The sequence below is a fragment of the Verrucomicrobium sp. BvORR106 genome (assembly GCF_000739655.1).
GTDB lineage: Bacteria > Verrucomicrobiota > Verrucomicrobiia > Verrucomicrobiales > Verrucomicrobiaceae > Verrucomicrobium.
Genome location: NZ_BATR01000191.1, coordinates 56,713 through 80,830, shown reverse-complemented (window position 1 = coordinate 80,830; position 24,118 = coordinate 56,713). Strand labels below are relative to the sequence as shown.

Below are 24,118 nucleotides of genomic sequence, written 5' to 3'. Positions count from 1 at the left end.
ACCTCCCTATGAACCGGCACCATCCCCTGTCCCGGGCTGCCAGCAGGCAGGCCTTCACCCTCATTGAGATGCTGGTGGTCATCGGCATCGTGGGGCTTTTGCTCGCCCTCACCGGAATGGGTTCCGTAGGGAGCCAGACGGCCCAGAAGCTCAAGACGGAGGCCATCAATCTCGCGGGAGATGTCCACAATGCGCTGCTCGAAAGCGTGAAAAACAATCACCCAGTGGTGCTGCGGTTCTATGAGCATGCGGACCCTTCACAGCCTGGTACGGAAGTGAAATGGCGCAGCTGGCAGACACTGCGCCGCACAGATGAAGGGGAGATGAAAGCGGTCACGGAGCTTCACCGGATGGACACCGGAGTGGTCATCAATGAGAGCGAACAGTTCTCCACCATCTTTGACCAGGCCGCGCTGACCAGCGGCACCCAGAATGCGAATGCCAACAAGGATCCTGAACTCACTGCGGGTATAGGTCATAACTATCGCTACATCGAGGTGGAGGTTCGGCCGAACGGGTCCAATTCACTGAAGTGGAATGCCACCAACCGCACGTGGGCGGTGGTCTTTGTCGCGGAGCATGGGCCTGCCTCCGCTGATGCCGGGGTGCCTGCGGACAACTACCGCGCAGTGTTGATTGATCCCTTCAATACCCGAGCGACCGTTTACTGAGGGGGGATGACTTCCGCTTCGGGAATCCAGTCCGCGATCGTGGCGAACTCGAAACCTCGATCCCTCAATGCGGCGATGATCGCTGGCAGTGAGGCCACGGTGTCGGGTTTGCCAATTGTGAAGTGGAGGATGGCACCATCCAGGTCCTCGTTGCTGTGCTGAAGAATCCGATTCGTGATGAATGCGGCAGACTTGGGCGGTGGAGAATCGTCCAAGCTGTCGATGGACCAGCCCACGATGTGGTAACCAAGGCTCTTCACCAGTTGGTGGACCGGGGCCGAATTTACTGGGTAGGGAAGCCGGTACAATTTGCGATATTGCGTGCCATAGAGGCTGACGAAGCGGTCTTCCACACGCATGACCTCCTGTTGCACCTCCCAGGCCTCCATCTGTGACGGGTCCCTGTGTCCCCAGGAATGGTTGCCGATGATGTGACAGCTGTCCGCAATGAGGGAGGCCCATGCGGGGTGTTCATCGGCCCACTTGCCGGTGAGAAAGAAAGTGGCCGACACCCGACCGTCTTGCAGGGCGGACAGCAGATCGGCCATGTCTTCATCACCGCCTTCGGCATCGAAGGTCAACGCGATCTGGTGGCGTCCCATGGGGCCGTGCTCCATCGGGCTCGACGAGGTGGTCTGTTCCTCGGTCGACGGTGTTTGAGATGGGGGCGGCGAATGCTGCGGAAAGATTGCCGTCACGATGATGGCGACCGCGAGCAGCACCAACCCCAAAACCATCCTGGATGACTTCATGATCTTTCGAAGGAAGAGGGGATGTGACACTCCTCCTTCGTGAGACTATCATCCCAGATTCATCGCCCCGGTGCGCCGCAAGCATTGCGCATTCGCTCGCGTGGTTTGCGCGCAGGGGGGCTAGAATCGGGGCTATCGCATGCGATAGAGCTCCATCATCTGAATGGATTGGCGGGAGGGGAAGAGGCGCACCTTCTCAAACAGTGCCGGATCTTCCACCATGGCGATGATTTCTGCATTCGACGATTCCGCCAGAGTCCTGAAACCCACCACCATGTAGAGCTCGCCTTTTTTCGCCTTTATTTCCTCCATCCTTGCTCTGAGCCCGGGGCCGGACCTGACCTGGATCTCCCCGCGCGGATCATAGACGGCGCTGTAGCGCCACAGCCAGCACATGAGCACATTGGAAGTGGCCTTGGGGGAGAAGTTCTCGTGCTTCTCGCGCGATGCAGCAAGCACACCGCGGTAGTCTTCGAAGGGCAGGCGCATCTGGCTCCAGTTCATCACCCACAGGGAGGCGGCCGCGATCAGCAACAAGGCGATGGCGACGGTTGCCGTGGCAAGGTGAGACCGTAAACGAAACACCCGGCAGAGTCCCGTGCCCAGCAACTGGAGCCCGCAGGCCACGGTGATGCTGAGGGCGGGCAGGGCGAAGATGAGATACCAGGAACGGAGCTCGTCTTTGATCCCGAACTTGAAGTGCACGGTGCACAGCACCACTGCGATGAAGGTGCTGATGACGAGCAAGGCCCGCTGGCGGTGCCACTTCCACAGCCCGACGAGACCGGTCAGAAAGGCAAGGATGATGAGGGCGAAGCCTGAATAGGTCAGCACAGGGGATGTCTGCATGAGGCCTTCCCAGCTGATCTCGCCCGGGTTGCTCGCGATCTGGCGATGGTAGGGGATGCCCGTAAAGAATTCCGCCACCAGATTGTGAAACCAGACGGCATCCATGGGCAGGCCGCGCAGCCATTGCAAACGTTCGTGGGCCTCTGCGATCTGCGGTACATGGGGCGCATAGAGGGAAATGAACAGCATGGCTGCGACGAGGTTCACTGTTACCCAGCGCACTATTTGCTGGGCCCGACCGGCCTTGGAAACCATCAGCCCCAGCGCGACCAGATTGAGCAGGGCCATGGCGTAGGCCATGCCCGCCCAGGAATACATGATCAGGAACTCCAGCAGCCCAAAGGTCAGCCACGCTCGCCAGCGGCCCCGATCAAGCGCATGCGAGAGGGCCAGCAGGAGGAAGGGATAGAACGCCAGGGCCAGCGCGTAGCCCCGCGCCTCTGCCGAGTAGCGAACATGCCACGGATGGAGCGCCATGAACAGCGTGGCCAGCAGGCCGAGCCACGGCACGCCCCACCGTCGCAGCAGCAGAGCCAGCCCCGCCAGGGAGACGAGGCCTCCGATGAGGCTGGGGATCCTCGCGACCCACTCCGTGAACTCCGTGTCCTTGCGGCTCGTGATTTTCCGCCAGGCCTCCAGGCAGAGACGGCTCGATGCACTGAAGAGCACATGGTTGTTCGGGCCATGTCGGGCGCTGAAGAAGGTCTGCGGCCAGATGGCCCCCTCAAAGTACACAGGACCTTGCCGGTCCTTCTTCTTCAGAGGCTTGTACATGCCGTGCACATAGGTGGCCAGGGCGTCAGCTTCGTCGCCCCAGAGGGAGTGCGTCATTCGCGGTACCCGCATGGCCAGCGCTCCAGCTAGGATGGCTCCCAGAAGACTGTAGAAGACGACAGGTGATGGCGATGAGGCCGCCTCGCTGGTGGCCAGCAGCGTTTGTGTGCCCGCGGAGGTCGGCGCGGTCGTCCTCCGCCAGGCCAGGGAGAGGAGCAGGATGGCCCCCGCGATGCCAGCGCGAGCGGCGGTCCCATACCACAGCCCGGCGGACACATGTTCCCGGAAGCTGGGATCCACCCCTTCAGCCTTGTGGCGTCCCCAGGCGGATTTCCAGGGGGGCTTTTCCTCACGCAGATATCCAATGGCCTGAACACAGATGATCAGCAGGACGATGCGAAAAACGTTGGGGAGGGTGAGAAGGCTTCGGAGTCGGGGCATGGCTGGCTTGCTGCTTGAACTTTGGCCTGACACGGCTAGCGTCCAGCGCCATTTTTTGGACCGGTTTTCATGATGTTCCCCCGCCCATCAGTTCTGCTTCTCCTGACCGGGTTACTCGGTCCAATCGCCGCCAGTGCTGCGGAGAAGATTAGTTATAACTTTCAAATTCAGCCAGTTATGGCTGAACACTGCCTCAAGTGCCATGGGCAGGATGAGAAGCAACGGAAGGCGAAACTGCGCCTCGATGTCCGTGAAAATGCCCTTCTGAACAAGGTCATTGTGCCCGGCAAGCCAGATGAAAGTTCGTTCATCGAAAGGCTCCTCACCCATGATGAGGATGAGGTCATGCCGCCGCCGAAGGAGAACAAGAAGCTGACGGCCGCTCAGATCGATCTCTTCAAGCGCTGGATCGCTGAAGGAGCCGTCTATGAGCGACACTGGTCATTCATCCCACCGGCCCCGGTTCCAGTCCCAGACATTCCCAATCGCGAGATCGCCATCGAAAATCCCATCGATGCCTTTGTCGTGCAGCCGCTGGTGGCGGCGGGCATCTCCCAGGCGAAGCCCGCAGAGCGCGTGGAGTGGCTCCGCAGGGTGACCTTTGATCTGACGGGGCTGCCTCCGACTCTGGAGGAGTTGGACAACTTCAGTACGGACACCGCGTCGAACGCCTATGAGAAGGTGGTGGATCGTCTGCTGGCCTCGAGTGCGTATGGCGAACGTATGGCGATTGAGTGGCTGGATGTCTCCCGCTTTGCAGACACCTATGGCCGTCACGAAGATCATGACAGTTTGACTTGGCCGTATCGCGACTGGGTGATCCGGGCCTTTAATGATAACCTTCCCTATGACCAGTTCGTCACCTGGCAGACGGCGGGGGACATGCTGCCTGCTCCGACGCAGGACATGTACCTGGCCACGGCCTTCAACCGCCTGCCCCAGCAGTCCAACGAGGCGGGCAGCAATGAGGAGGAGTTCCGCCAGGACATCGTGGCAGACCGTGTTCATACCAATGGTATTGCCTTCCTAGGGCTCTCCATGGAGTGCGCCCGCTGTCACGATCACAAGTATGATCCGATCAGCACCAAGGATTACTACAGCCTTTCGGCCTTCCTCAACAACATCGACGAGTGTGGCCTGTACACGGTGTACACCTCGAATATTCCGGCTCCGTCTATGTTTGTGTACGAGGGCGACGACGAGCGTCGTCATGCGGAGTTGAAGCTGCAGATCAACCTCAAAGAGCAACAGCGCCAGGCCATGCAGGAGTCGGGGCGTGAACGCTTTGCTCATTGGATGGCCTCCCGTGACGCTTCGGTCACCCCTGTGAAGCCGCAGGTTCATCTCGACTTTGAGTCCTTGAGCGATGACAAGGTGCTGGCCAACCGGGCGGATGAGACCAAGCCGGGCAAGGTGCGGCTCAAGACGAAGCTCATGGACGGGCACGTCGGCAAGTCGATCCGCTTCCAGGGGGACAACTCCTTGAGCATTGCCAACGCTGGCGATTTCTCCCGGACAGATCCGTTCTCCTTCTCCATCTGGATGAAGTTGGAAAAACCACTGGCCCGTGCCGTGGTGGTGCATCATAGCCGCGCAGGCCTGGATGCTGGCTCCATGGGGTACGAGCTTCTGCTGGAGGATACCAAGCCCTCCTTCGCCCTCTGTCACTTCTGGCCCGGCAATGCGGTGCGGGTGCGATCCACCAAGCAGCTTCCGCTCAACCTCTGGACGCATGTGGCGGTGACCTACGACGGCTCCAGCCGGGCCTCGGGCATGCGCATCTATGTGAATGGTCAGCCGGTGGAGCAAGAAGTCGTACGCGACAATCTCTACAAGGACATTGTTTACGACAACTCCTACGAGGGCAAAGACATGGTGGAGATCGCCACGCTGACGCTGGCGGGCCGCCACAATGACGTCACGCTTTCCGCTGCATTGCTGGATGACTTCAAGGTGTATGGCTGCGAGCTCTCTCCCGTGGAGGTGCGTCTGGATGCCGGTGCGGCCGTCTTGAACCAGCCGCATGAGTGGTTCCAGTGGTGGCAGCGGGAGGCGGATGCTCCTTTCAAGAAGGTGGTCGCTGAACTCAAATCCCTCCGTGAAGAGGAGAACAAGATTTCCAATCGCATGCGGGAGATCATGGTGATGCGGGAAATGCCGGGCGAACGCCGCGTCACCCATGTGCTCAACCGCGGTCACTTTGAGGCGAAAGGGGATCTCGTGCAGCCGGATACGCCCTCCAGCGTGTTCCCGTTCCCGTCGGAGTTTTCCCGGGATCGCCTGGGCTTGGCCAAATGGCTGGTGGACAGGCGTAATCCGCTGACCTCCCGCGTGTACGTCAACCGGGTCTGGCAGATGTTCATGGGACGCGGCATTGTGGGCACCAGTGAAGACTTCGGTGTCCAAGGACAACTGCCTACGCATCCGGAACTGCTCGACTGGCTGGCGCTGTGGTTCATGGACAACGGTTGGGATACCAAGGAACTCTGCAAGCTCATCACGATGAGCGCGACCTATCGCCAGTCATCCCTGCCGCAGCGGATTGAGATGCTGAAGGAGGATCCCGATAACAAGCTACTGGCCCGCGGTCCGCGGCAGCGCCTCACCGCTGAACAGCTGCGTGACAATGCTCTCGCGGTCAGTGGGCTGCTGGATCGTCGCCTGCTCGGCCCGCCCGTCATGCCCTATCAGCCAGCCGGACTGTGGGAGGACTCCGGCACCCAGCACAGCTACAGCCAGAGCAAGGGTGCGGACCTCTTCCGGCGCAGCGTGTACACCTTCTGGCGTCGGACCCTGCCGCCACCGGCCATGAGCGTCTTCGACGCACCCACTCGCGAGTTCTGCAAGACGCGTCGCGACCGCAGTGCCAACCCGTTGCAGGCTCTCGTGTTGTTCAACGATCCGCAGTTCCTGGAGTCTGCCCGTGTGCTGGCAGAGAATCTGGTGCGCGAGTTCCCCAACGATGATGCCGGTCGGATTCGCAAAGGCTATCGACTGCTCACTTCCCGCCAGGCCGCAGACTGGCAGGTGGAACTCCTTACCGGTCTGCTCAAAGAGCAGCGCGAACACTTTGCCAGCCAGCCTGCGGATGCAGACAATCTGCGCCGCAAAAATGGCGAGGCCGCCGTGGATGACAAACTGCCAGCGGTCGAAGTCGCTGCCACCACGCTGGTCACCCGGGCGCTCCTGGCCATGGACGAATGTGTCATGAAGCCCTGATCCACGTCAGTCTCTCTTTCTCTCCATTTCATCACCCCGATTTCCCTCATGTTTTGCCAACAGCGCACTTCTGCCTTCGGACTGACCCGCCGGGACATGCTGAGCCGTATGGGCTTGGGTTTTGGTGGGCTGGCCCTGGCGGACATGCTCCAGCAGGGGCAAGCGGCGGCTGCGCCGTCAGCTGCCGTCGCCTCGGAAGGCGGACTTCCTGGGCTGCCTCACTTCGCGCCGAAGGCCAAGCGGGTGATCTTCCTGTTCATGAGCGGCGGTCCTTCGCAGCTCGACAGCTTTGACTACCGTCCTGAGCTGATGAAGCGGCAGGGCGAGGGGCTGCCGGACTCCTATTTGAAGGGAAAACGCCCGCCCGGCATGGCCGGCTCCCAGACGTCGTTCCCGCTGGTGCCATCTGCCTTTGAGTTCAAGCAGCACGGCCAGAGCGGCGCATGGGTCTCGGAGATGTTTCCTGAAACTGCGAAAGTGGTGGATGACCTCTGCTTCATCAAGAGCATGACGTCGGAGGCCGTGAACCATGACCCGGCGCTGACCTTCATGCAGACGGGGGCCCCGCTGCCGGGCCGCCCGAGCATCGGATCCTGGCTCCAGTACGGGTTGGGCACGGACAATCGTGACCTCCCGGGCTTCATCGTCCTCATCTCCCGCCGGCCGGTGGACCAGCCGCTGAGCTACCGCCTCTGGGATGCGGGCTTCCTGCCCACCCAGTACCAGGGGGTGCAGTTTCGCGCCGGAAAGGATGCTGTGCTTTATTTGAGCGAACCCGAGGGGATCGCCCGCGGGGCCACCCGCAAGATGCTGGACACGCTGAAGGCCATGCATGAGCGGCAGTTCGTCTCCCGGCCGGATGCGGAGATCACCGCCCGCATCGAGCAGTATGAGATGGCCTTCCGCATGCAGGCCTCCGTGCCGGATGCCACGGACTTCAGCAAGGAGCCGGAGTCGGTCTTCCAGATGTACGGCCCGGATGCGAAGACGCCGGGGAGTTTTGCCTCGAACTGCATTCTTGCCCGCCGCCTCGCGGAGAAGAACGTGAAGTTCATCCAGCTCTACCATCCTGGCTGGGACCACCACGGTGGCCTGCCCATGAACTACCCCGTTTCCACCAAGGAGATCGACCAGCCCTGCGCCGCGCTCATCAAGGATCTGAAGCAGCGGGACATGCTGAAGGATACTCTGGTCGTCTGGGGTGGGGAGTTTGGCCGCACCAGCTACTCCCAGGGCAGCTTCAGCACCAAGAGCAAGAGCTACGGCCGCGATCACCACCGGGAGTGCTTCACCTTCTGGATGGCCGGCGGTGGCATCAAAGGTGGCATCACCTACGGCGAGACGGATGACCTCGGCTATGAGGTCGCCCGCGATCCCGTGACGGTGCATGACTTCCACGCCACCATGCTCCACCTGCTGGGCATCGATCACGAACGCCTCACCTACCGCTTCCAGGGCCGAGACTTCCGGCTCACGGATGTAGCGGGGAACATCGTGAAGGGGATTCTGGCGTAGGCAGACTGGCCCGTCTTCCAGTTTTGCGCCGTGTGCTGGCTTTGGCCGACCAGCACACGTTGACTCTGTGAGGACGAGGCATCAACCCGCCAGCTGGCGGAGATAGTTTCGGCCCGCCCAAGACCCCTCGAGAATGCTCTGCGCCTGGATGGTTTTGGATGTCACTCCTTCTGGTAGTTTCCCACCTGGGAAAGCTTTCTCCGCTGCCTCATCCCGGGCGGCATTGTAGAAGCTGGACCAGCTTTCAAAGCGGTCATCGCCAAAGTCAACATGGTGCGTCTCGGGTTTGTCCAGGACGTAGGGGTCGAACGCCTGACAGAAGCGGTTCATGCCCTGGCTCAGGAGGAAGTTCGTGAAAATGATGTTGGTCATGGCCACTGTCCTTTCCCCTTTGAGCTGGGCCATCTGACTGATGTGCTTTTTGCCCTGGTCGGAGACGATGCTTAGTGAGGCCTCCACCGCGTGGTTGTCGAGCAGGGTATGCACTACGGGGAACTTCCTGTCGAGCATGATGTCTTCCAGGGCCTTCTGATTGCGGATGAGCTGCTGTTTGCCCGCATCACTCTTGTACTTGGAGTTCTTGAGCTCTGAACACACGTGGTAGTGCAGGCGGGTGAGCTCAGCGGTGGAGAAGGGGGCGAGCATCTCCGAGGTCAGATCCGTGGTGCGGTAGGGGAGTTGTTTCACGGAATCCCCGGAGAGGTCCGGCACCAGGAGGTCCAGCACCTCGTCGCGGTTGCTTCGGGGGTGATCTGGCGAGAAGTGCGCCATGTGATCGAGGATCATGGCGGCGTAGATCTCCCCATCACCCTCCTCTGGCACGGGAATGGAGGGGTCCAGGACGCGATGATGATGGGCGAGACCCCGGGTGACCTCGGCCCGGAAGGCGTTCATGCTCGTCCAGAGACGATCGAGATGGATGGGGCTGGCAGTCATCTCGGACAGCACGGCCTGACCGAGGCGTCGGACTTCCGGGTAGCTGGATTCGATCCTCGCCTTGGCGATCTCTCGCACTTGTTCTCGCACATTGATCTTCGAGGCGGGCAGCTCATCGAGGTTGACGCCTGCTTTGCCGCCGATCTCCATCAGCGTGGTGAGATCTTTGCTGCTGAGCTTTTCAAGCAGGCCATCCGTCGTCGCGACCTCTTCGAAGACGGAGGTCAGAACGCCCTCGAAGCCACCTTTGAGCATGCTTGTGAGGGTGGTCTCTCCCGTGTGGGATTCCAGTTCCTGGGCGACCTTGAGAATGCTGGAGAAATCCGAATAAGCGGTGTCCAAGGTGGGAGCGATTTTGTCCGGCGCTCCGAAGTCCAGCGCGGCGAGCGGCGCTGTTAGGGAGTTCATCCGGTCCAGAAGCTTGTGGGTAACGACCTCCTTCAAAACGCCAAGGAGGGGCTCCTTGGCATTTTTGGCCATGGCCGCAAGCCGGGAAGGCTCAATGAACTGAGCCACCTGTTTCATTTGGTCCGGATCGGTGAGCTCTGACATGAGCTTCATCCGGATGTGGGTCGACAGGGCGAACGGCAGGACCTCGACCCCATTTTGCTTTGGGAGAGGTTCTCCCTTGAGGCGTTTAGCCACGATCCAGCGGTCGATCAGCACTTCGACGTCATCATTCAAACGCCGGGCGGCTTTGCCGGCGTCCATGGTGGGGTTTGAAAGCTCTGCCCGTATTGTTCCCAGACCGCCTGCGAGGCGGGCATCAACCTCCTTGATCACCGCCTGACGAAGGAGCGGGCCATCGGGCCCCAGCTCATTTTGCGAGTCGGTATTCACGAGCTTGGCCATCGTGAACAGGGTGGCGTCATCGATCTGCGCTAGGTGTTTGCCAAGCCGGACCTGCAGGATGTGATCTGCCACCTCCTTGGGCGTGTGTTGGCTGCCGGAGAGTTCAGAGGCCTGAGCCAAAACCGCCTTGTCGAGCATGGGTTCGAGGTTCTGACGGGCCTGGGTCAACCACTTGCCTGCCGTAGGGATGCTGCCAGAGGCCAGTGCGCCCAGCGCCTCACCCATCGCGCGGCTGGCCGTTCGCACCGATTTTTCAGTGATGCGGGTGGCGCGGGTCGTGGGCTGGCCTACCGTGGTCAGCTTGATGCGGGTCAGATTGGTGCTGGAAAAACGTGCGCTGCCCCGCGCAAACGGCGTGCGCTCGCCCCGACCGACTTCAGGTCGGCGTCCGGTGCTGAAGTCTTTGGTGACGAAAGCGGACAGGTCGACACCGTGGATGGTAGGTCCTATGGAGGGCATATGGCTGGCGTTTTACTTTTTGAGAACGGGAGGTTTTCTATGCTGCGAAGCGGGTTAGGGAGAAGACAGGTCTGAGAGCAAAAGGTCCAGACTGTCCTGAGGTCCGGGACTGTGACGGCTCATGCTCAAGGAGCGGTTCAAGTCTCCCCGCAGTTCATCGATCTGCTGAAGCGCTTCTCGTACGACGTGCGGGTGAAGGTTGTTCTGATGCCATTCCTTTCTCCAGACGATTTCACCCTCCAGCCTGTCATAGGAGAGGGTTCCCATCCCTGCGGCATGGAGGTCCATGTTCGCCTTCAACACCGCCAGCATGCCATCGGGATGCAGGGAATCGGGTCGGGATGCGGACGAAATCACTCCCAGGCAGCAGAAGCGTTCTCGTGCTTCATCGTGCTCCAGTATGAAGGTGGTGTTTCCGATAACCACCTCCAGCGCAGATGACTGCGGAAGGTTGCCGAGATCGTTCCCGAACAATGCATAGGTCAGTTCTTGCCAGTCCATTTTTGGGCAACTTGAGGGTTTCAGGAAAGCTAAGCGATGAAGCGATAGATGTCGGGAGAGGCCTGCAGCCCGAGCGCGGAATGCTCTTCTTCGTCTGCAGACAAGGCCGTTGTGGCCAGGCTTCCATCGAGTCGTCCGGGAATCGTTGTGCCAAGTTCCGCAAATCGCTTCAGGCAGTTCGCGAACTCGCCTGGCATGAACTCTGTCGCCTTGACCGACTGGAGCAGGTGTAGCTCACCGCCTTCATCGCAGGCCAGAGTGGAGTCCTGCAGATCAGCATTGAGCGTCAGGACGTCCAGATAGTGTTGGGCGAGGTCCTCTGGAACGCTGACCAGGATGGACCGGTGCAGGGTGACCAATGGCCAGTTGGCGAGGTTCATGCTGACCACTTCGTCGTGGCCAAAACTGAGACCGACTGTGTCCCCGCCTTCTGGAAGGGACAAAGGAGCATCGAGAATATCTCCAGTTTCTTCGAGGTAGGTCGAGCAGTTGATCATGGATGAGGAGGGCCGGCGGGGGGAGTTTTTTGCCAGCCTGGTGGCGTGGCGACCCTCCTGTCTACTCATCGAACTGCCTGAAAGGAAACTGGAGTTACTGAAAAAACTGTAAATTTCAAAGCTTTCTGGACCGCTCCACCATCACTACTTCTTCTCCATGGCGGACTTAACCCGCAGCGGTTCCTCGTTGCCCTCAGGCCCGTCTTTAGGGTCATCGGACGAATTGTCATCGTCTGACGATGGTTGGGACTTCGCCAGCGGTGCCGTGCGAGTGATGTCCACGCTGGCCGTGGCGCTCAGGACGGGGATGCTCTGGCGTTCAGGGTCGATGTCGGTAACGAGTTGTCCCTGACCCTGCACGAGAGCCTTCTCGAGCCGGACGTAAGAGATGAGGATGCTCAGTTCTTCTGACGTGTCATTGCTGGCATGAAGGGCGTGAAGGTGACCCTCCAGATCATCGAGGTGCTGGAGCATGTCTTCGGCCCGCGCTGACTCATCTTTGAGCTCCTCGTGGTAGCGTTCCGCCGCCTTGAGGGCTGCCTCGGTTTCGACCTTTGACGTTGAAATTGAGGCAGAGTCCGGAGAAATGGTCCGCGTCACCAAAGGTTTAAATCCATCCCGGCTGATGCGTTGTTCCGGGGAAAGATCCCGCCAGCCTCCGGGCGCTGACTCGGTGCGGACCCGCATTTGTTCCCAGAGGACCTCCTGAGTTTCGCGGGGATCTTCGACTTCGTGCGGCGAGGGATGGGTCGAGATTGGGATGTCGCGTTTTGCGGAATCGGATACGGGAGTGGTCATGGGAAGGCAGGCGAAGGAGTTTCCGGAGAAGGGGGCAGGCGCGGTGCAACCCTCTCCTCCTAATCTGGCCGGGATGCCTGCCTGATTACACCCATTTGCCGAACAGAGCCCCGGAGGGTCAGGGCGGTGAAGTTGGTGCGCTCTGCTCGATAACCTTTCGATTGAGCCAGAAGGAACTATCGTCCCGGGCTGGCAGCTCCCAAAGACCAGGCGTCGCGAATGCGACTGACAGGGAGAAATGGTCTTCAGGAAATGGGCGGGGCAGTGTGACGAGTTCCCACCACCTTACTTCACCTGCTTGAATGCTCTGCCCCGGTTCCAGTACGACTTCGTCTGCTGGCGACGAAGACGGGCCGGGGGCAGGGCTGCTGTATTCTCGCCCGTCACTCAAGGCGATGCGAACAATGAGAAGCTGCCGCAAGTCTTTGCAGGGAAGTCTGACGCGCTGAGGGGAGATATTGGTCACTGTGAAACTCGCAAAAGGCTGCAAGCTTTCGGTGCTTGTAAAGCCTCCGAAGGGATCCCGACCTTCAGGGCTGGAGAAACCAGAGCTTAACTTGAGCGCAATGAAGGGGTTGGCGAAGCTCGACTCAAAAATATCCCGGGCTGCGCGTCGGGCTTGTGCGGGATATCCAACGTTCGCTATGGCTGCCTTCAACATCGAACCTGATTGTTGTTTGGTGTAGGCTTTGGGCAACCCTTGGAGTGCCACGATGAGCGCCTCATCGCCAGGATCGGCCAATACAGACTCCATCAGAGGATGAATCACCTTCCCTCCATTGTAGGGTTGATTGATCAGCCATCGCAGAACCGTGCTCCGCCAAGGGTTGGTCTTATCCCGAAACTGTCCTTCCAGATGAAACCACACCTCGCCATTCCCCGGCGTGTACAGCATGGGGCTTCCGAGAATTCGAAGGGCAGATTCATAGCGCCGCAGATGCACGGACCGGTTCCAGTCTTCACTTTTGGCGGCATTGCCGCTGCCGGCTTCCAATTCCGCGACCCTCGCGCGTTCTTGCACCAGCTTCAGCGTGTCGATGACCCTGTCACTCTTGACGAATCTCTCCAGTGCCTCCACCGCTGAAGTCTCTGGATCCTGCCATTGATGGGGATCCTTTTTCAGGGTGATGGCACCCGTTGCCAATGCCGCTACATCATCAAAGGGAGCTGTGCGCATTGCAAGGATGTCATAGCGACAGCTGTGGATCTCTTCTGCGAGAACAGTCGCTTCTCCCTCATTGGAGACGAGATCATTCGGAGCGGCTTGGTAAAGGCGGAAGCGAACCTGTGCCTTGGTGCCGCCCGGCGAGTTCAGTTGCTGGGTCCAAGAAATGAACTCTCCCTCAGGAACAGTGCGCATGCCGTAGCTGTTGCCGCAGTCGCTGAAGATGTGGCCGTCACAGCGTCTCCAGACTGCATCTGAAGCAAAAGATTCACGTTTGGACAAGATGTCACCGTCTTGGGAGTGGAGGACGATAGGGTCGGTGGTCGGGTTGAGGAGATAGACCTTCACCTGGCCGTCCACTGCATTCTTGAAGTCCGCGTACAACGTCGCCTTCCCTTTCACCGCCTGCTTCCTAATGGCTTCTGGCAAAAGATCGAGGTCGCCCTGCGCACGCCCGAAGGCGGATAGAGGAAGGACAAATGCCAGGAGGACGAGGCAATACGAGGTGAGGGGCATTAGGAGGTTCTACCAGTTGCCAATGTCCTTGGCATCGATAAAATTCTCGATGGCATCTGAGAATGAGCATTGCCCTAGCTGGAAGCCCTCCCGAGAGGATTTTGGTGTCAGGAGTGGCCCGTTGTGGGGGAATGAGGAATAGACTTCCGTGCTTGCTCTTCGCTGTGGAGGTGAGGTAAATAAACGATCAAATGCGTGGATTGAAAATGACCCTGCCGCTGTTGGCGGCCATCCTGCTTGGAATCGCTCCTCAAAAAGGGGCGGCTCAAGGTTCGTCCCGGGAGTTCCAGCTGAAGCTCGATCTGGCCCCGCTGCTGGTGATCCCGGAGGTCTGGCAATTGTCCCAGGACAATCTGACGGGCAAATTCCCGGCAGAGGGCTTCCGGTCCAACCCCTACATCAACTGGCAGGGGCGCAGCCAGGGGGCACGGGATCTGGCCGTGTTCTCCCCCCGGCCGTTTGAGAATGTCGGGGTGGATCTCAGTCTTTTCGAGCAGAAGGTCCCGGTGGAACGGGCCATCGTGGAGTTTCGCGAAGGCAAGGCGATCCGTACCCAGATCCTCATCAATGGACCGGGCAGCTTGCCCAATGGCGACCTGAAGGCGCTGAAACAGACCTGTGAACAGCAGTTGAGCTCCCTCCTGGGAGTGCCTGCGGCTCCGCTCCAGCGGGAGTTCGGGACTTTGGCAGAGAGCAAGGCGGAGTGTCTGGTGTGGAAAGGCGAGCGCGGGGTGGCCTGTCTGGACTATTCCAGCTCCAGCGGCTTGCTGAGGTTTTCCATCGCGTCGGCCACCGTGAATCCAGGAAGTCTCGCCGCGCTCTATTCCAACGACGGTCCCACCATGGGAGAGGATGGAAAGCTCCAGTTCTTTCTGAATCTGGACTCCATGCTCAACATGCCAGATCTCTGGAATCTGACGCCAGATGCTGTTGAGAAGAAGTTCGCTCTGAGCGGTATGAAGGAGCCGCCCTACTATCAATGGCTCACGGCAGACAAGTCAGGGGTACGTTTCACCCGCCGCCCCTACGGGAATGTGGACGTGGACATCTCCCTCTTCGGCGGCACGGTCCCTGTGGAGGAGGCGGTGGTGGAGTTTGTGGACGGCAAGGCTGCCAAGGTCTCTGTCTCGCTCTATAACCGGGGTGACAGCGGCGGACTAAAGCGGCCGGAATTTGAGCAGCGCTACAAGACTGCAGGCGTCGCGATGGGGAAAATGCTGGCGGTCCGCCCCACGGAGCGGAAGCCCAATGCACAAACGGCCATCAAGATCAGCGGCTGGATGTGGAACTCCCCAGGAGGGCTCGCGGCACTGGAATACAATACCGAAGCCCTGACTGGACCCGCTGAGCCGGAGTTCCTCCGCATCAAGCTCGCCGCCCCGGGTCAGAAGGCCGCTTTCCTGCAGGAGAGCGGGCAGACGATTCGCAAGACATCGTTGGGCCGCTCGGAACTCCCGCGATTTGTGAAGCGGGAAAGCAATGGCGATACTTATGTGAGCAGTGTGCCAATGGTGGACCAGGGGGCCAAGGGCTACTGCGTGGTGGCCTCCTGTCAGCGCCTCTTTGGCTACTTGGGCATTCCGTGTGACCAGCATGAGATGGCTCAGATTGCGGGAAGCGATGCCGACCGGGGCACCAGCCCCAGGGCCATGGAGGAGGCATTGAAGAAGATCGACTCCAGGTTCAAGGTCAACTTCAAGCCTCTAGCCTACCGTTTGCGTGACGGAGGGCTTGGTGTCCCCTCTGGCACCCGTCTCGTTGATGTGAACCAGGCAAAGTTCCAGAAATCGATCCAGGATTACACCAGCAAAGGAGTTCCCCTCCTCTGGGCCTTGCAGCTCGGGCTCTACCCGGAAGTGCCACAGATCTCCCTGCAGGCGGGTGGCGGGCACATGCGCCTCATCCTCGGGATCAACGCGGAAAAGGGAGAGCTCATCTTCACCGACTCCTGGGGGGCGGGACATGAGGTCAAGCGCATGAAAATCAGCGATGCCTTCCAAGCCACGCTGGCAGTCTACGTCATTGAGCCCAAAGAGTACTGAGAGGCGGTTTGTGGCGAAAAAACTTGAAATGGAATCAAATGAGGTTATTTTTAGTCTCAAATGAGAAGAGAGGAGAGCAAGGTGAAATACCAAACTGCCGCGGAGCAGGGCCCCATGGTCGTCTCGGACGTCGTGGCCACCTACATGGTCCCCTCAGCCACCACCCATTGGCCCACCTCGGGTGAGTTGATCGCCTCCATCGTCAAAGGCCTCGCCTTCAAGGAACTGACTGCCCTCCAGGAAGGTCTCGGCGTGAGCCTGGACAAGCTGGCAGGCACGCTTGGCATCGCCAAGGCCACCCTGAGCCGTCGGAAGGTACAGGGGCGGCTGGATCCTGAGGAGTCGGACCGGGTGGTGCGTTTCGCCCGGCTCATGGGCAAGGCCGTAGAGGTGCTGGAGTCCCAAGACGCCGCCCGCCAGTGGCTGAACGCGCCCCAGAAAGGTTTGGGAGGCGCTGTCCCGCTGGACTACGCCCGCACGGAAGTGGGGGCCCGGGAGGTGGAGGCTCTTCTCACCCGCATTGAGCACGGCGTGTACGCATGATGTTGGAGGCCTGGCGCATCTGCAAAAGCCGGCACGCCGCTACCGCCTTCACCGGTGAAGGGGCGGCGATTGCCGGAGGTCGTTGGAATTCGCCGGGCATCCGGCTGGTCTATGTGAGTGCCTCCCAGTCTCTGGCGCTCCTGGAGAATCTGGTGCACGTCAATCCGGCGGTGCCCTTCAAGCTGGTGGCGTTTCACCTCAAGTTTCCTCCAGCTTTGGTCAAGGTGCTGGAACTGGCAGATCTCCCTGCGAACTGGGACGAATCACCCGCACCCGTGGCCAGCCAGAGGGTGGGCGACACCTGGGTGGCGGCAGGTGACTCCGCCGTGCTGTCCCTTCCCAGTGCCATCGTTCCCGGCGAGCGCAATTATCTCCTGAACCCGGCGCATCCCGACTTCAAAAAGATTGAGGTTCGTGGGCCGGTTGACTTCCCGGTCGATTCCCGGTTGCTGTGATGCAGGCTCCTCAGTTCTGACCCGCCTGGATGGAGGTGAGGGCGATGGTGTACACAATGTCCTCCACCAGGGCTCCCCGGGAGAGGTCGTTGACCGGCCGGCGCATCCCCTGCAGCATGGGGCCGATGCTCACCACGCTGGCACTGCGCTGCACGGCCTTGTAGGTGGTGTTGCCGGTATTCAGATCGGGGAAGATGAAAACGGTCGCCTTGCCCGCGACCGGGCTGTCGGGTGCCTTCGAGGCCGCCACTTCAGCCACGGCGGCCGCGTCATACTGGAGCGGGCCGTCCAGCGTCAGATCGGGGCGCTTGGTCCGCGCGATCTGCGTGGCTTCGCGGACCTTGTCAACATCCACCCCGCTGCCGGACTCACCAGTGGAGTAGCTGATCATGGCCACTCGAACCGGAAGGCCGAAGGTCGCTGCGGAATCGGCACTCTGAATGGCAATGTCCGCGAGCGTCTCCGCATCTGGATCCGGATTGACTGCGCAGTCGCCATAGACAAGCACCTGGTCGGGCAGGCACATGAAGAAGATCGAGGAAACGACTTTGGCCCCGGGCCGGGTCTTGATGATCTGCAGCGCCGGCCGGATGGTGTTGGCGGTGGAATGCACTGCCCCTGACACAAGACCGTCCACCTCGCCCAGCGCCAGCATGACCGTGCCGAGCCAGACGTTGTCCTCGAGCAATTCCGCAGCGGCTTCAGGAGTCAACCCCTTGGCCTTGCGCATCTCCACCAGGGGGGCGATGTAGTTCTGCCGTAGTGGCGCGGGATCGAGGATCTCCACCTGCGGCGGGAGTTCGACCTCCTGACCCCGGGCGACGCGGCGGATCTCCTCGGGGGAGCCAATGAGGACACAGCGGGCAATGCCGCGCTGGGCGCAGATGGCAGCGGCGCGGATGGTGCGGGGTTCGTTTCCTTCAGGCAGAATGATTCGCCGGGTGGTCTGGCGCGCCATCTCCGTGAGACGGAAGCAGAATGCGGCTGGCGACATGCGGGCCTCCACGGGGATGGCGGCGTGAGAAGCGATCCACTCGCTGTCAATGTAACGGGCCACATAGTCCATGCTCTGCTGCACCCGCTCGATGTCGTCCACCGGCACCTCTGCACTCATGCGGGTGAGGGCGGTGGCGGTATGCCAGCTGTTGGTGGGGACCTGGAGAATAGGCAGGCCGGTGGCGAGCCCGGCCCGGCAGAGGTCGAAGATGGCCGGGGGCACCTCCATGTCACCCGTCAGCAGCAGGGCAGCGATGGGGATGTCATTGAGGGTGGCCATGCAGGCGGCGACGATGACGTCACTGCGGTCTGAAGGCGTGATCAGCACCGATCCCGGCACAAAGGTGTCCAGCATGTTGGGCACGGTCCGGGCCAGCATGGTGAAGCGGCGCACCCGCCGCGTCTTCAGCTCCCCCTCATGCAGCACGGTGGCATTCAGATAGCGGGCCACATCCACAGCGCGGCAGGAGGCCAGTTCCGCTTTCTCCGGCACCGCCCCGATGAGGTGGAATCCACTGCGATGGAACAGGCGGCTGCGCAAGGCGAAGCTCACGGCGAGTTCCTTGAGCGACTGGTCAACGGCGTCCGGAATCCGATTGATGATGCAGCCCACCACGGAGTCGCCGAACTTCTTGGAGGTGTACTCCATGCGGGACTCGAACTCCGCGATCGGCACATCTCCCAGGGACCCCACAAGGATGACTTCTGCGCTCAGGGTCTTGACCAGTTGAAGATTGAGTTCGTCAGCTTGAGGGGTCTCGGCCGTGTGGACCAGCCCTTCCACGATCACCACATCCGCATCTGCCGCAGAGGCGTGGTAGTTCTCTATGACCCGTTCCATCAGTTCGTCCAGGCGGCCGGTGGTGATCAGCCTCTCTGCCTGATCCAGCGGGATTGGTGTCGAAGGGCGCAGATGCGTCGCCTCCCGAACGAAGTGGGTGGAGCGTTCCGGTCCCTTGTCCTGGCTGGTGGACTGGCCAATGGGTTTGCAGAACGCCACCTTCACACCGTGAATGTCAAGGGATCGAACCAGGCCGAGGGCGATGGTGGTGAGGCCGGCGCTGCTGCCGCTGGGGGCGAGATAGAGGGTGTGGGGCATGCAGGAGGGGCGTTCAGGGTTCAGTCAGACGAAGCCGGTCGGCCTCGCGGGCAATCACGAGTTCTTCATTGGTTGGCACCACCATGGCCAGCAGACCCGAGTCCGTCGTGGTGATGCGTCCAGCGACCGCCGAGCCGTGTTGGGCATTGAGATCATGGTCAACCCGCGCCTTCAACAGCCCCAGATGAGCCAGCGTGCGGGCGCGCACTGGGGCGGAGTTCTCACCAATCCCACCCGTGAAGACCAGGGCATTCAGGTGATCAAGAGAAGCGCAGAGGCCCAGAATGGCCTTGGCAAGCCGGTAGCAAAAGACCTCGATGGCGAGGTGGGCGTGGGTGTCGCCCTGTTCGCTCGCGGCCACGAGGGTGCGCATGTCATTGCTCAGCCCAGAGAGACCCAGCAAACCGCTTTCACGGTTCAAGAGGTCCGTAATTTCCTGCAACGTGCGCCCGGTGTGTTCGGCCAGGTACTGGTGGAGGTTGGGATCCACGTCCCCGCTGCGGGTGCCCATGACCAGGCCTTCCAGGGGCGTGAACCCCATGGTGGTATCCACGCTGCGACCATGCCTCACCGCGCAGGCGCTGCACCCGTTCCCCAGATGGGCGGTGATGAGTTGCAACTCCGTCGGCAGCCGACCCAGGCGGGTGGAGGCCTCACCTGCGACAAAGCGGTGACTTGTGCCATGGAAGCCGTAGCGACGGATCCGGTGTTTCTCATACAGCTCATGCGGCACCGCATAGAGGTAGGCATGAGGCGGCATCGTCTGGTGGAACGAGGTGTCGAAGACCGCAACGTGGGGCAGTTCCGGGAAACGCTCCATGGCGGCGCGAATGCCGGTCACGTTGGCCGGATTGTGCAACGGTGCCAGTTCGTTGCAGGCTTCGATGCCGGCGAGCGTGGCCGTACTCAGCCGGACACTGTCGGAAAACTGTTCCCCGCCATGCACGACGCGATGCCCCACCGCACCCAGCGCAATCCCCTGCAGCCCTGCCAGGATGACGTCGAGGGCTTCTTCATGGCCCGCTTTGGGCAGGAGTTTGGTGTGCTTTCCCCCATCCGTCGCCGTCCAGATTAGGCGCGCCTCCGGAGTGCCAAGCCTCTCGGCCAGACCCTGGCTCAACACCTTGCCCGACACAGGCCAGATCACTGCGAACTTGAGCGAAGAGCTGCCGCAGTTGATGACGAGGATGTTCGGGGAATCCATAGGCTCAGGGGGCAAGGGGGCTGCGACCGACGTCGTGCCAGCGTCGCGCACAGACCATTGACGGGATGAAGTGAGGCAGAAGAGGCATGTGGTGACGATTCTGTGAGGTGCCTGCCTGCCGTCATTTTATACGGACTTGCCACGAGCCGTGCTCGTCTGCGGGTGTTTGATGGTGATATGATGCACAAAAATGGCGGTTGTGTCGAGCGGGTAGTGCCTGCCCCGGTTTGCTCCGCCCTGCTTCGGCGGTTGTGCAGCGCCCGACCCTGACTCATGGTGGAGCCATGAGATCGTTCGTCGCGCTTTGTGCCCTCAGTGCCAGTGTTTCCTCCCTCCTCGCGCTGGAGGTGCAGGTCAGCCCGGATGGACCGGTGAAGACACTGGAGCAGGCGCGGGATGCGGTGCGGAACTGGCGGGAGGGTGAGGGCAAGGGAAAGGCGGAGCCGGTCACCGTGCGACTTGCGCCGGGCACGTATCCCATCACTCAGCCGGTGACCTTCGGTCCTGAGGACGGTGGCACTGCCGGGGCATCCGTGACTTATGAAGGCGGCGGCAAGGCGGTCATCAGCGGGGGGCGGGGCATCACCGGGTGGCAGGATGCGGGCAATGGCACCTGGGTGGCTGAGATCCCGGAGGTAAAAGAAGGGAAGTGGTACTTCCAGGACCTGTGGATCAATGGCCGGCGTGCCACCCGGGCCCGCACGCCCAACACCCGCTACTTCCACGCCACGCGTCCCGCTCTGGAGGCTCCGGAAGGGGCTCCTCCCATGGGCAAGCCGGAGTTCACCGCCTTCTATGCAGAGGTGGGCGACTTGGCCCCGCTGGGCAAGCTGGAGGCGGGGGAGCTGAAGGATGCCGAGGTGGTGGTGTTCCAGACCTGGCAGATCGCCCGTCACCGGGTGGCTTTCCTGAAACCTGAGGCAGGCTATGTGCAGTTCACCGCCGACTCGCGCTGGCCCTTCCTGGTCTATGAGACCCGGCAGCGTTATTTCCTGGAGAACATGAAGTCGGCGCTGGACGCCCCCGGGGAGTGGTTTCTGGACCGGTCTGGGAAGCTCTTCTACAAGCCGCTTCCAGGTGAGGAACTGGGCAAAGTGGAGGCGGTGGCTCCGGTCGCGGATCAGCTGATCCAGATTCAGGGCGCTCCGGACAAGGGCGAGTTCGTCCAGAATCTTCACTTCAAAGGACTGGCGTTTAAGCACAGCCGTTTTGAGCTGGGCAAGGACGGGCACATCGACTCCCAGGCGGACTCCAAGGTGCCGGCGGTGGTGATGCTGGACGGCGTCAATAATGTGACGTTCGATTCGTGCGAGATCGCCCACACCGGCATCTACGCCATCTGGTTCCGCAAGGGGTGCACAGACAGCGCCATCACCCGGTCCTATCTGCACGACATGGGTGCGGGAGGCGTGCGGATTGGCGATGTGCCGCTGGACCCGGATCCCCGTGGGCGCACCCACCACATCACGGCGCACAACAACATCATTCACACCGGCGGGCGTTATTTCATGGGCAGCGTGGGGGTCTTCATCACGCACAGCGGTGAGAACACCATCACGCACAATGACATCGGGGACTTCTTCTACAGCGGTGTTTCGGCTGGCTGGGTATGGGGCTATGCGGAGAGCGTGGCTCACCACAACAAGATTGAGTTCAACCACATCCACCACCTGGGGTATGGAGTGTTGAGCGACATGGGGGCGGTGTATCTCCTCGGACCTGCCTCCGGCACCACCGTGTCCAACAACCACGCCCATCACGTGAACGGCTACCGCTACGGCGGCTGGGGACTGTACACGGACGAAGGGAGCTCCGGTGTGCTCATGGAAAACAATCTGGTCCACCACACGCGCCACGCGGGATTCCACCAGCACTACGGGAAGGACAACATCATCCGGAACAACATCTTCGCCTTTGGCGAGGAGGCTCAGATTCAGCGCTCCCGCACGGAGGAGCATCTCTCCTTCAGCTACCAGAACAACATCGTGTACTTCGACAGCGGTCTTCTTCTCTACGGCCAGTGGAAGAGCCCCAAAGTGCGCATGGAGCAGAATCTGTATTGGGATGCCAGCAAGCGTCCGATCGACTTCGGGGGCGGGGACTTCGCCGCGTGGCAGAAGCAGGGCTATGACCGGGGGTCAAAGATCGCTGACCCGCTCTTTGTGGATGTGGCGAAAGGCGACTTCCATCTGAAGCCGGAGTCACCCGCTCTGGCCATGGGCTTCAAGCCATTTGACTACAGCCAGGCTGGCGTCACGGGTGACGATGCCTGGAAACAACTCGCCGCCAGTCTGAAGCCTCTGGAACTGGAGCGCGAAGAGCTGCCCAAGTTCACCCTGCATGATGACTTTGAAAGCACTCCTGTGGGCAAGACGATGTGGAATGGCCGCGTCAGCACGGATGAGAAGGGCGGCACCATCCTGGTCAGTGAGGATCGGGCAAAGAGCGGCAATCGCAGCCTGAAGTTTCAGGATGCCCCCGGGCTCACCCAGCGTTACCAGCCGCATCTCTCCTTTGATCTGAATCACAAAACGGGCACCACCACCGTCCGGTTCAATCTCTGGCTGGAGCTGGAGGCTGAGTTCACCCATGAGTGGAGGGACAAGAATGCGCCCTATCGGGCAGGTCCGAGCCTCGAGATTCGCAAAGGCTCGCTCAAGGTGGCTGGCAAGGAGTTGTTGAAGCTTGAACCCGCCCAATGGGTGGGGATTGAGATCCGTGCCGCCCTGGGCGAGTCCAGTGCTGCGAAATGGGATCTGACCGTGACCTTGCCGGATGGGACCCGTAAAGAGTTTAGGGAACTGGCATTCAAGAACCCAGACCTTCGAGAACTCGAGAGCATGGTGTTCGTGAGCGACGCCAATGTGGCCACCTCCTTCAGCCTGGACGATCTCGACATCCGCAATGAGTGACCCCCGCGAACTTCGCATCGGCATCATCGGTTGCGATACGTCGCACGCGATCGAGTTCACGGCCCGCCTGAATGACGCCGGGCACTCTGGTCATGTGGCCGGAGCCCGGGTGGTAGCGGCGCATCCCACCGTGAGCCCGGATATGCCCTGGAGCCAGACCCGGGCGGCTGGGTTCGTGGAGGAACTACAGACCCGCCATGGTGTGGAGATGGTCGGGAGCATTGAAGCCCTGCTGGAACGATGTGACGCGGTCCTGCTGTGCAGCCTGGATGGCCGGGCCCACCCCGAACAGGTGGCACCCGTGTTGCGGGCGGGATTGCCGGTGTTTCTGGACAAGCCCGTGGCCGGCAGTTTGGCGGAGGCGGAGCGCATCTATGAGCTCGCCGCGGAAACGGGCACGCCGCTCTTCAGCAGTTCCGCCTTGCGTTGGTATCCTGGCATCCAAGCTCTGGTCGAGACCGATGCAGGAGTTGTCCAGGGGGCGGTCTCCTATGGGCCGGCCCCGATCGAGCCCACCCATCCGGATCTGTTCTTTTACGGCATCCATCCCACCGAGGCGTTGTTCACGGTGCTGGGCAACGGTTGTCAGAGTGTGCAACGCACCACAACGCCGCATCTGTCCGTGGTGACCGGGTTGTGGAAGGATGAAAAGGTGGGCACTCTTCATGCGCTCCATCGCTGGCCCGCAGAGTACAAAGTGATCAAGTTCGGCGACGCGGCGGTGGTGGAGCAACAGGATGTCGGGGACTACACGCCGTTGCTGAAACGGATCGTCGCTTTCTTTGGATCAGGCGTGGCTCCAGTATCGCCTGCCGAGACGCTGGAGATCTACGCCTTCATGGCCGCCGCGGACGAGAGCAAGCGCCGCGGTGGTGCCCGGGTGGAGCTCAATGAAGTGCGCGGCGAGCACTGGTGGACCTAG

The 24,118-nt window shown here is 60.9% G+C and carries 17 protein-coding genes; 8 read left to right on the top strand and 9 right to left on the bottom strand.

Translation table 11 applies throughout. The features are described 5' to 3' along the window. The first annotated feature begins 8 nt into the window (after positions 1-8). A complete protein-coding gene (gene vccD / locus BV106_RS34375) occupies positions 9-671 on the top strand; it encodes a Verru_Chthon cassette protein D (RefSeq protein WP_038172705.1) in 663 nt (220 codons plus the stop codon). Here the strand turns inward: vccD and BV106_RS34370 are convergent. Together BV106_RS34370 and BV106_RS34365 are read right to left on the bottom strand one after the other, a co-directional pair. Then, positions 665-1,423 carry a polysaccharide deacetylase family protein gene (locus BV106_RS34370; protein ID WP_081892566.1) on the bottom strand — a complete coding sequence of 253 codons (759 nt, stop codon included), beginning with the start codon at positions 1,421-1,423 and terminating at the stop codon, positions 665-667. The two genes, vccD and BV106_RS34370, sit on opposite strands and share 7 nt — an antisense overlap. Before the next feature lie 132 nt (positions 1,424-1,555). Beyond that, a complete protein-coding gene (locus BV106_RS34365) occupies positions 1,556-3,487 on the bottom strand; it encodes a glycosyltransferase family 39 protein (RefSeq protein WP_038172701.1) in 1,932 nt (643 codons plus the stop codon). Between the two features lie 177 nt (positions 3,488-3,664). On the opposite strand from BV106_RS34365, the gene BV106_RS34360 reads away from it, so the two are divergent. Together BV106_RS34360 and BV106_RS34355 are read left to right on the top strand one after the other, a co-directional pair. Further along, positions 3,665-6,706: a DUF1553 domain-containing protein gene (locus tag BV106_RS34360; RefSeq protein WP_051946936.1), complete on the top strand. Its 3,042-nt coding sequence runs from the start codon at positions 3,665-3,667 to the stop codon at positions 6,704-6,706. Positions 6,707-6,754: 48 nt separating this feature from the next. Then, a complete protein-coding gene (locus tag BV106_RS34355; protein ID WP_038172697.1) occupies positions 6,755-8,221 on the top strand; it encodes a DUF1501 domain-containing protein in 1,467 nt (488 codons plus the stop codon). A gap of 81 nt (positions 8,222-8,302) precedes the next feature. On the opposite strand, the gene BV106_RS34350 is transcribed toward BV106_RS34355, so the two are convergent. The 5 genes from BV106_RS34350 to BV106_RS34330 all read right to left on the bottom strand — a co-directional run bounded on the left by BV106_RS34350 (position 8,303) and on the right by BV106_RS34330 (position 13,777). Beyond that, positions 8,303-10,468 (bottom strand): hypothetical protein, encoded by a 2,166-nt coding sequence (locus BV106_RS34350; RefSeq protein ID WP_038172695.1) that lies wholly within the window; start codon positions 10,466-10,468, stop codon positions 8,303-8,305. 54 nt (positions 10,469-10,522) lie between these two features. Further along, positions 10,523-10,969, bottom strand: coding sequence for a type III secretion system chaperone (locus BV106_RS34345; protein ID WP_038172693.1), 447 nt, complete (start codon positions 10,967-10,969; stop codon positions 10,523-10,525). Positions 10,970-10,998: 29 nt separating this feature from the next. Further along, positions 10,999-11,466 (bottom strand): hypothetical protein, encoded by a 468-nt coding sequence (locus BV106_RS34340; RefSeq protein WP_038172691.1) that lies wholly within the window; start codon positions 11,464-11,466, stop codon positions 10,999-11,001. 144 nt (positions 11,467-11,610) lie between these two features. Then, the gene (locus tag BV106_RS34335; RefSeq protein WP_038172689.1) at positions 11,611-12,264 is read right to left on the bottom strand and encodes a hypothetical protein; all 654 of its coding nucleotides are present in this window, start codon (positions 12,262-12,264) and stop codon (positions 11,611-11,613) included. 118 nt (positions 12,265-12,382) lie between these two features. Further along, a complete protein-coding gene (locus BV106_RS34330) occupies positions 12,383-13,777 on the bottom strand; it encodes a hypothetical protein (protein WP_265596377.1) in 1,395 nt (464 codons plus the stop codon). A gap of 359 nt (positions 13,778-14,136) precedes the next feature. On the opposite strand from BV106_RS34330, the gene BV106_RS34325 reads away from it, so the two are divergent. The 3 genes from BV106_RS34325 to BV106_RS34315 all read left to right on the top strand — a co-directional run bounded on the left by BV106_RS34325 (position 14,137) and on the right by BV106_RS34315 (position 16,985). Beyond that, positions 14,137-15,987 (top strand): hypothetical protein, encoded by a 1,851-nt coding sequence (locus BV106_RS34325; RefSeq protein WP_265596376.1) that lies wholly within the window; start codon positions 14,137-14,139, stop codon positions 15,985-15,987. 81 nt (positions 15,988-16,068) lie between these two features. Further along, entirely contained in the window at positions 16,069-16,530 is a 462-nt protein-coding gene (locus BV106_RS34320; protein ID WP_265596375.1) for an antitoxin Xre/MbcA/ParS toxin-binding domain-containing protein, read from the top strand. After that, complete coding sequence (locus BV106_RS34315) at positions 16,527-16,985, top strand: RES family NAD+ phosphorylase (protein WP_265596374.1); 459 nt, start codon at positions 16,527-16,529, stop codon at positions 16,983-16,985. Before BV106_RS34320 ends, BV106_RS34315 begins: the two co-directional genes overlap by 4 nt. 10 nt (positions 16,986-16,995) lie before the next feature. Here the strand turns inward: BV106_RS34315 and pta are convergent, their stop codons facing one another. Then, a complete protein-coding gene (gene pta, locus BV106_RS34310; protein ID WP_038172678.1) occupies positions 16,996-19,080 on the bottom strand; it encodes a phosphate acetyltransferase in 2,085 nt (694 codons plus the stop codon). A gap of 13 nt (positions 19,081-19,093) precedes the next feature. Then, positions 19,094-20,284 carry an acetate kinase gene (locus BV106_RS34305; protein ID WP_038172676.1) on the bottom strand — a complete coding sequence of 397 codons (1,191 nt, stop codon included), beginning with the start codon at positions 20,282-20,284 and terminating at the stop codon, positions 19,094-19,096. Between the two features lie 284 nt (positions 20,285-20,568). Here BV106_RS34305 and BV106_RS34300 point away from each other — a divergent pair, with 284 nt between their 5' ends. After that, a complete protein-coding gene (locus BV106_RS34300) occupies positions 20,569-23,196 on the top strand; it encodes a right-handed parallel beta-helix repeat-containing protein (protein WP_038172674.1) in 2,628 nt (875 codons plus the stop codon). Then, entirely contained in the window at positions 23,189-24,118 is a 930-nt protein-coding gene (locus tag BV106_RS34295) for a Gfo/Idh/MocA family oxidoreductase (protein ID WP_051946933.1), read from the top strand. The genes BV106_RS34300 and BV106_RS34295 overlap by 8 nt, the downstream gene beginning before the upstream one ends.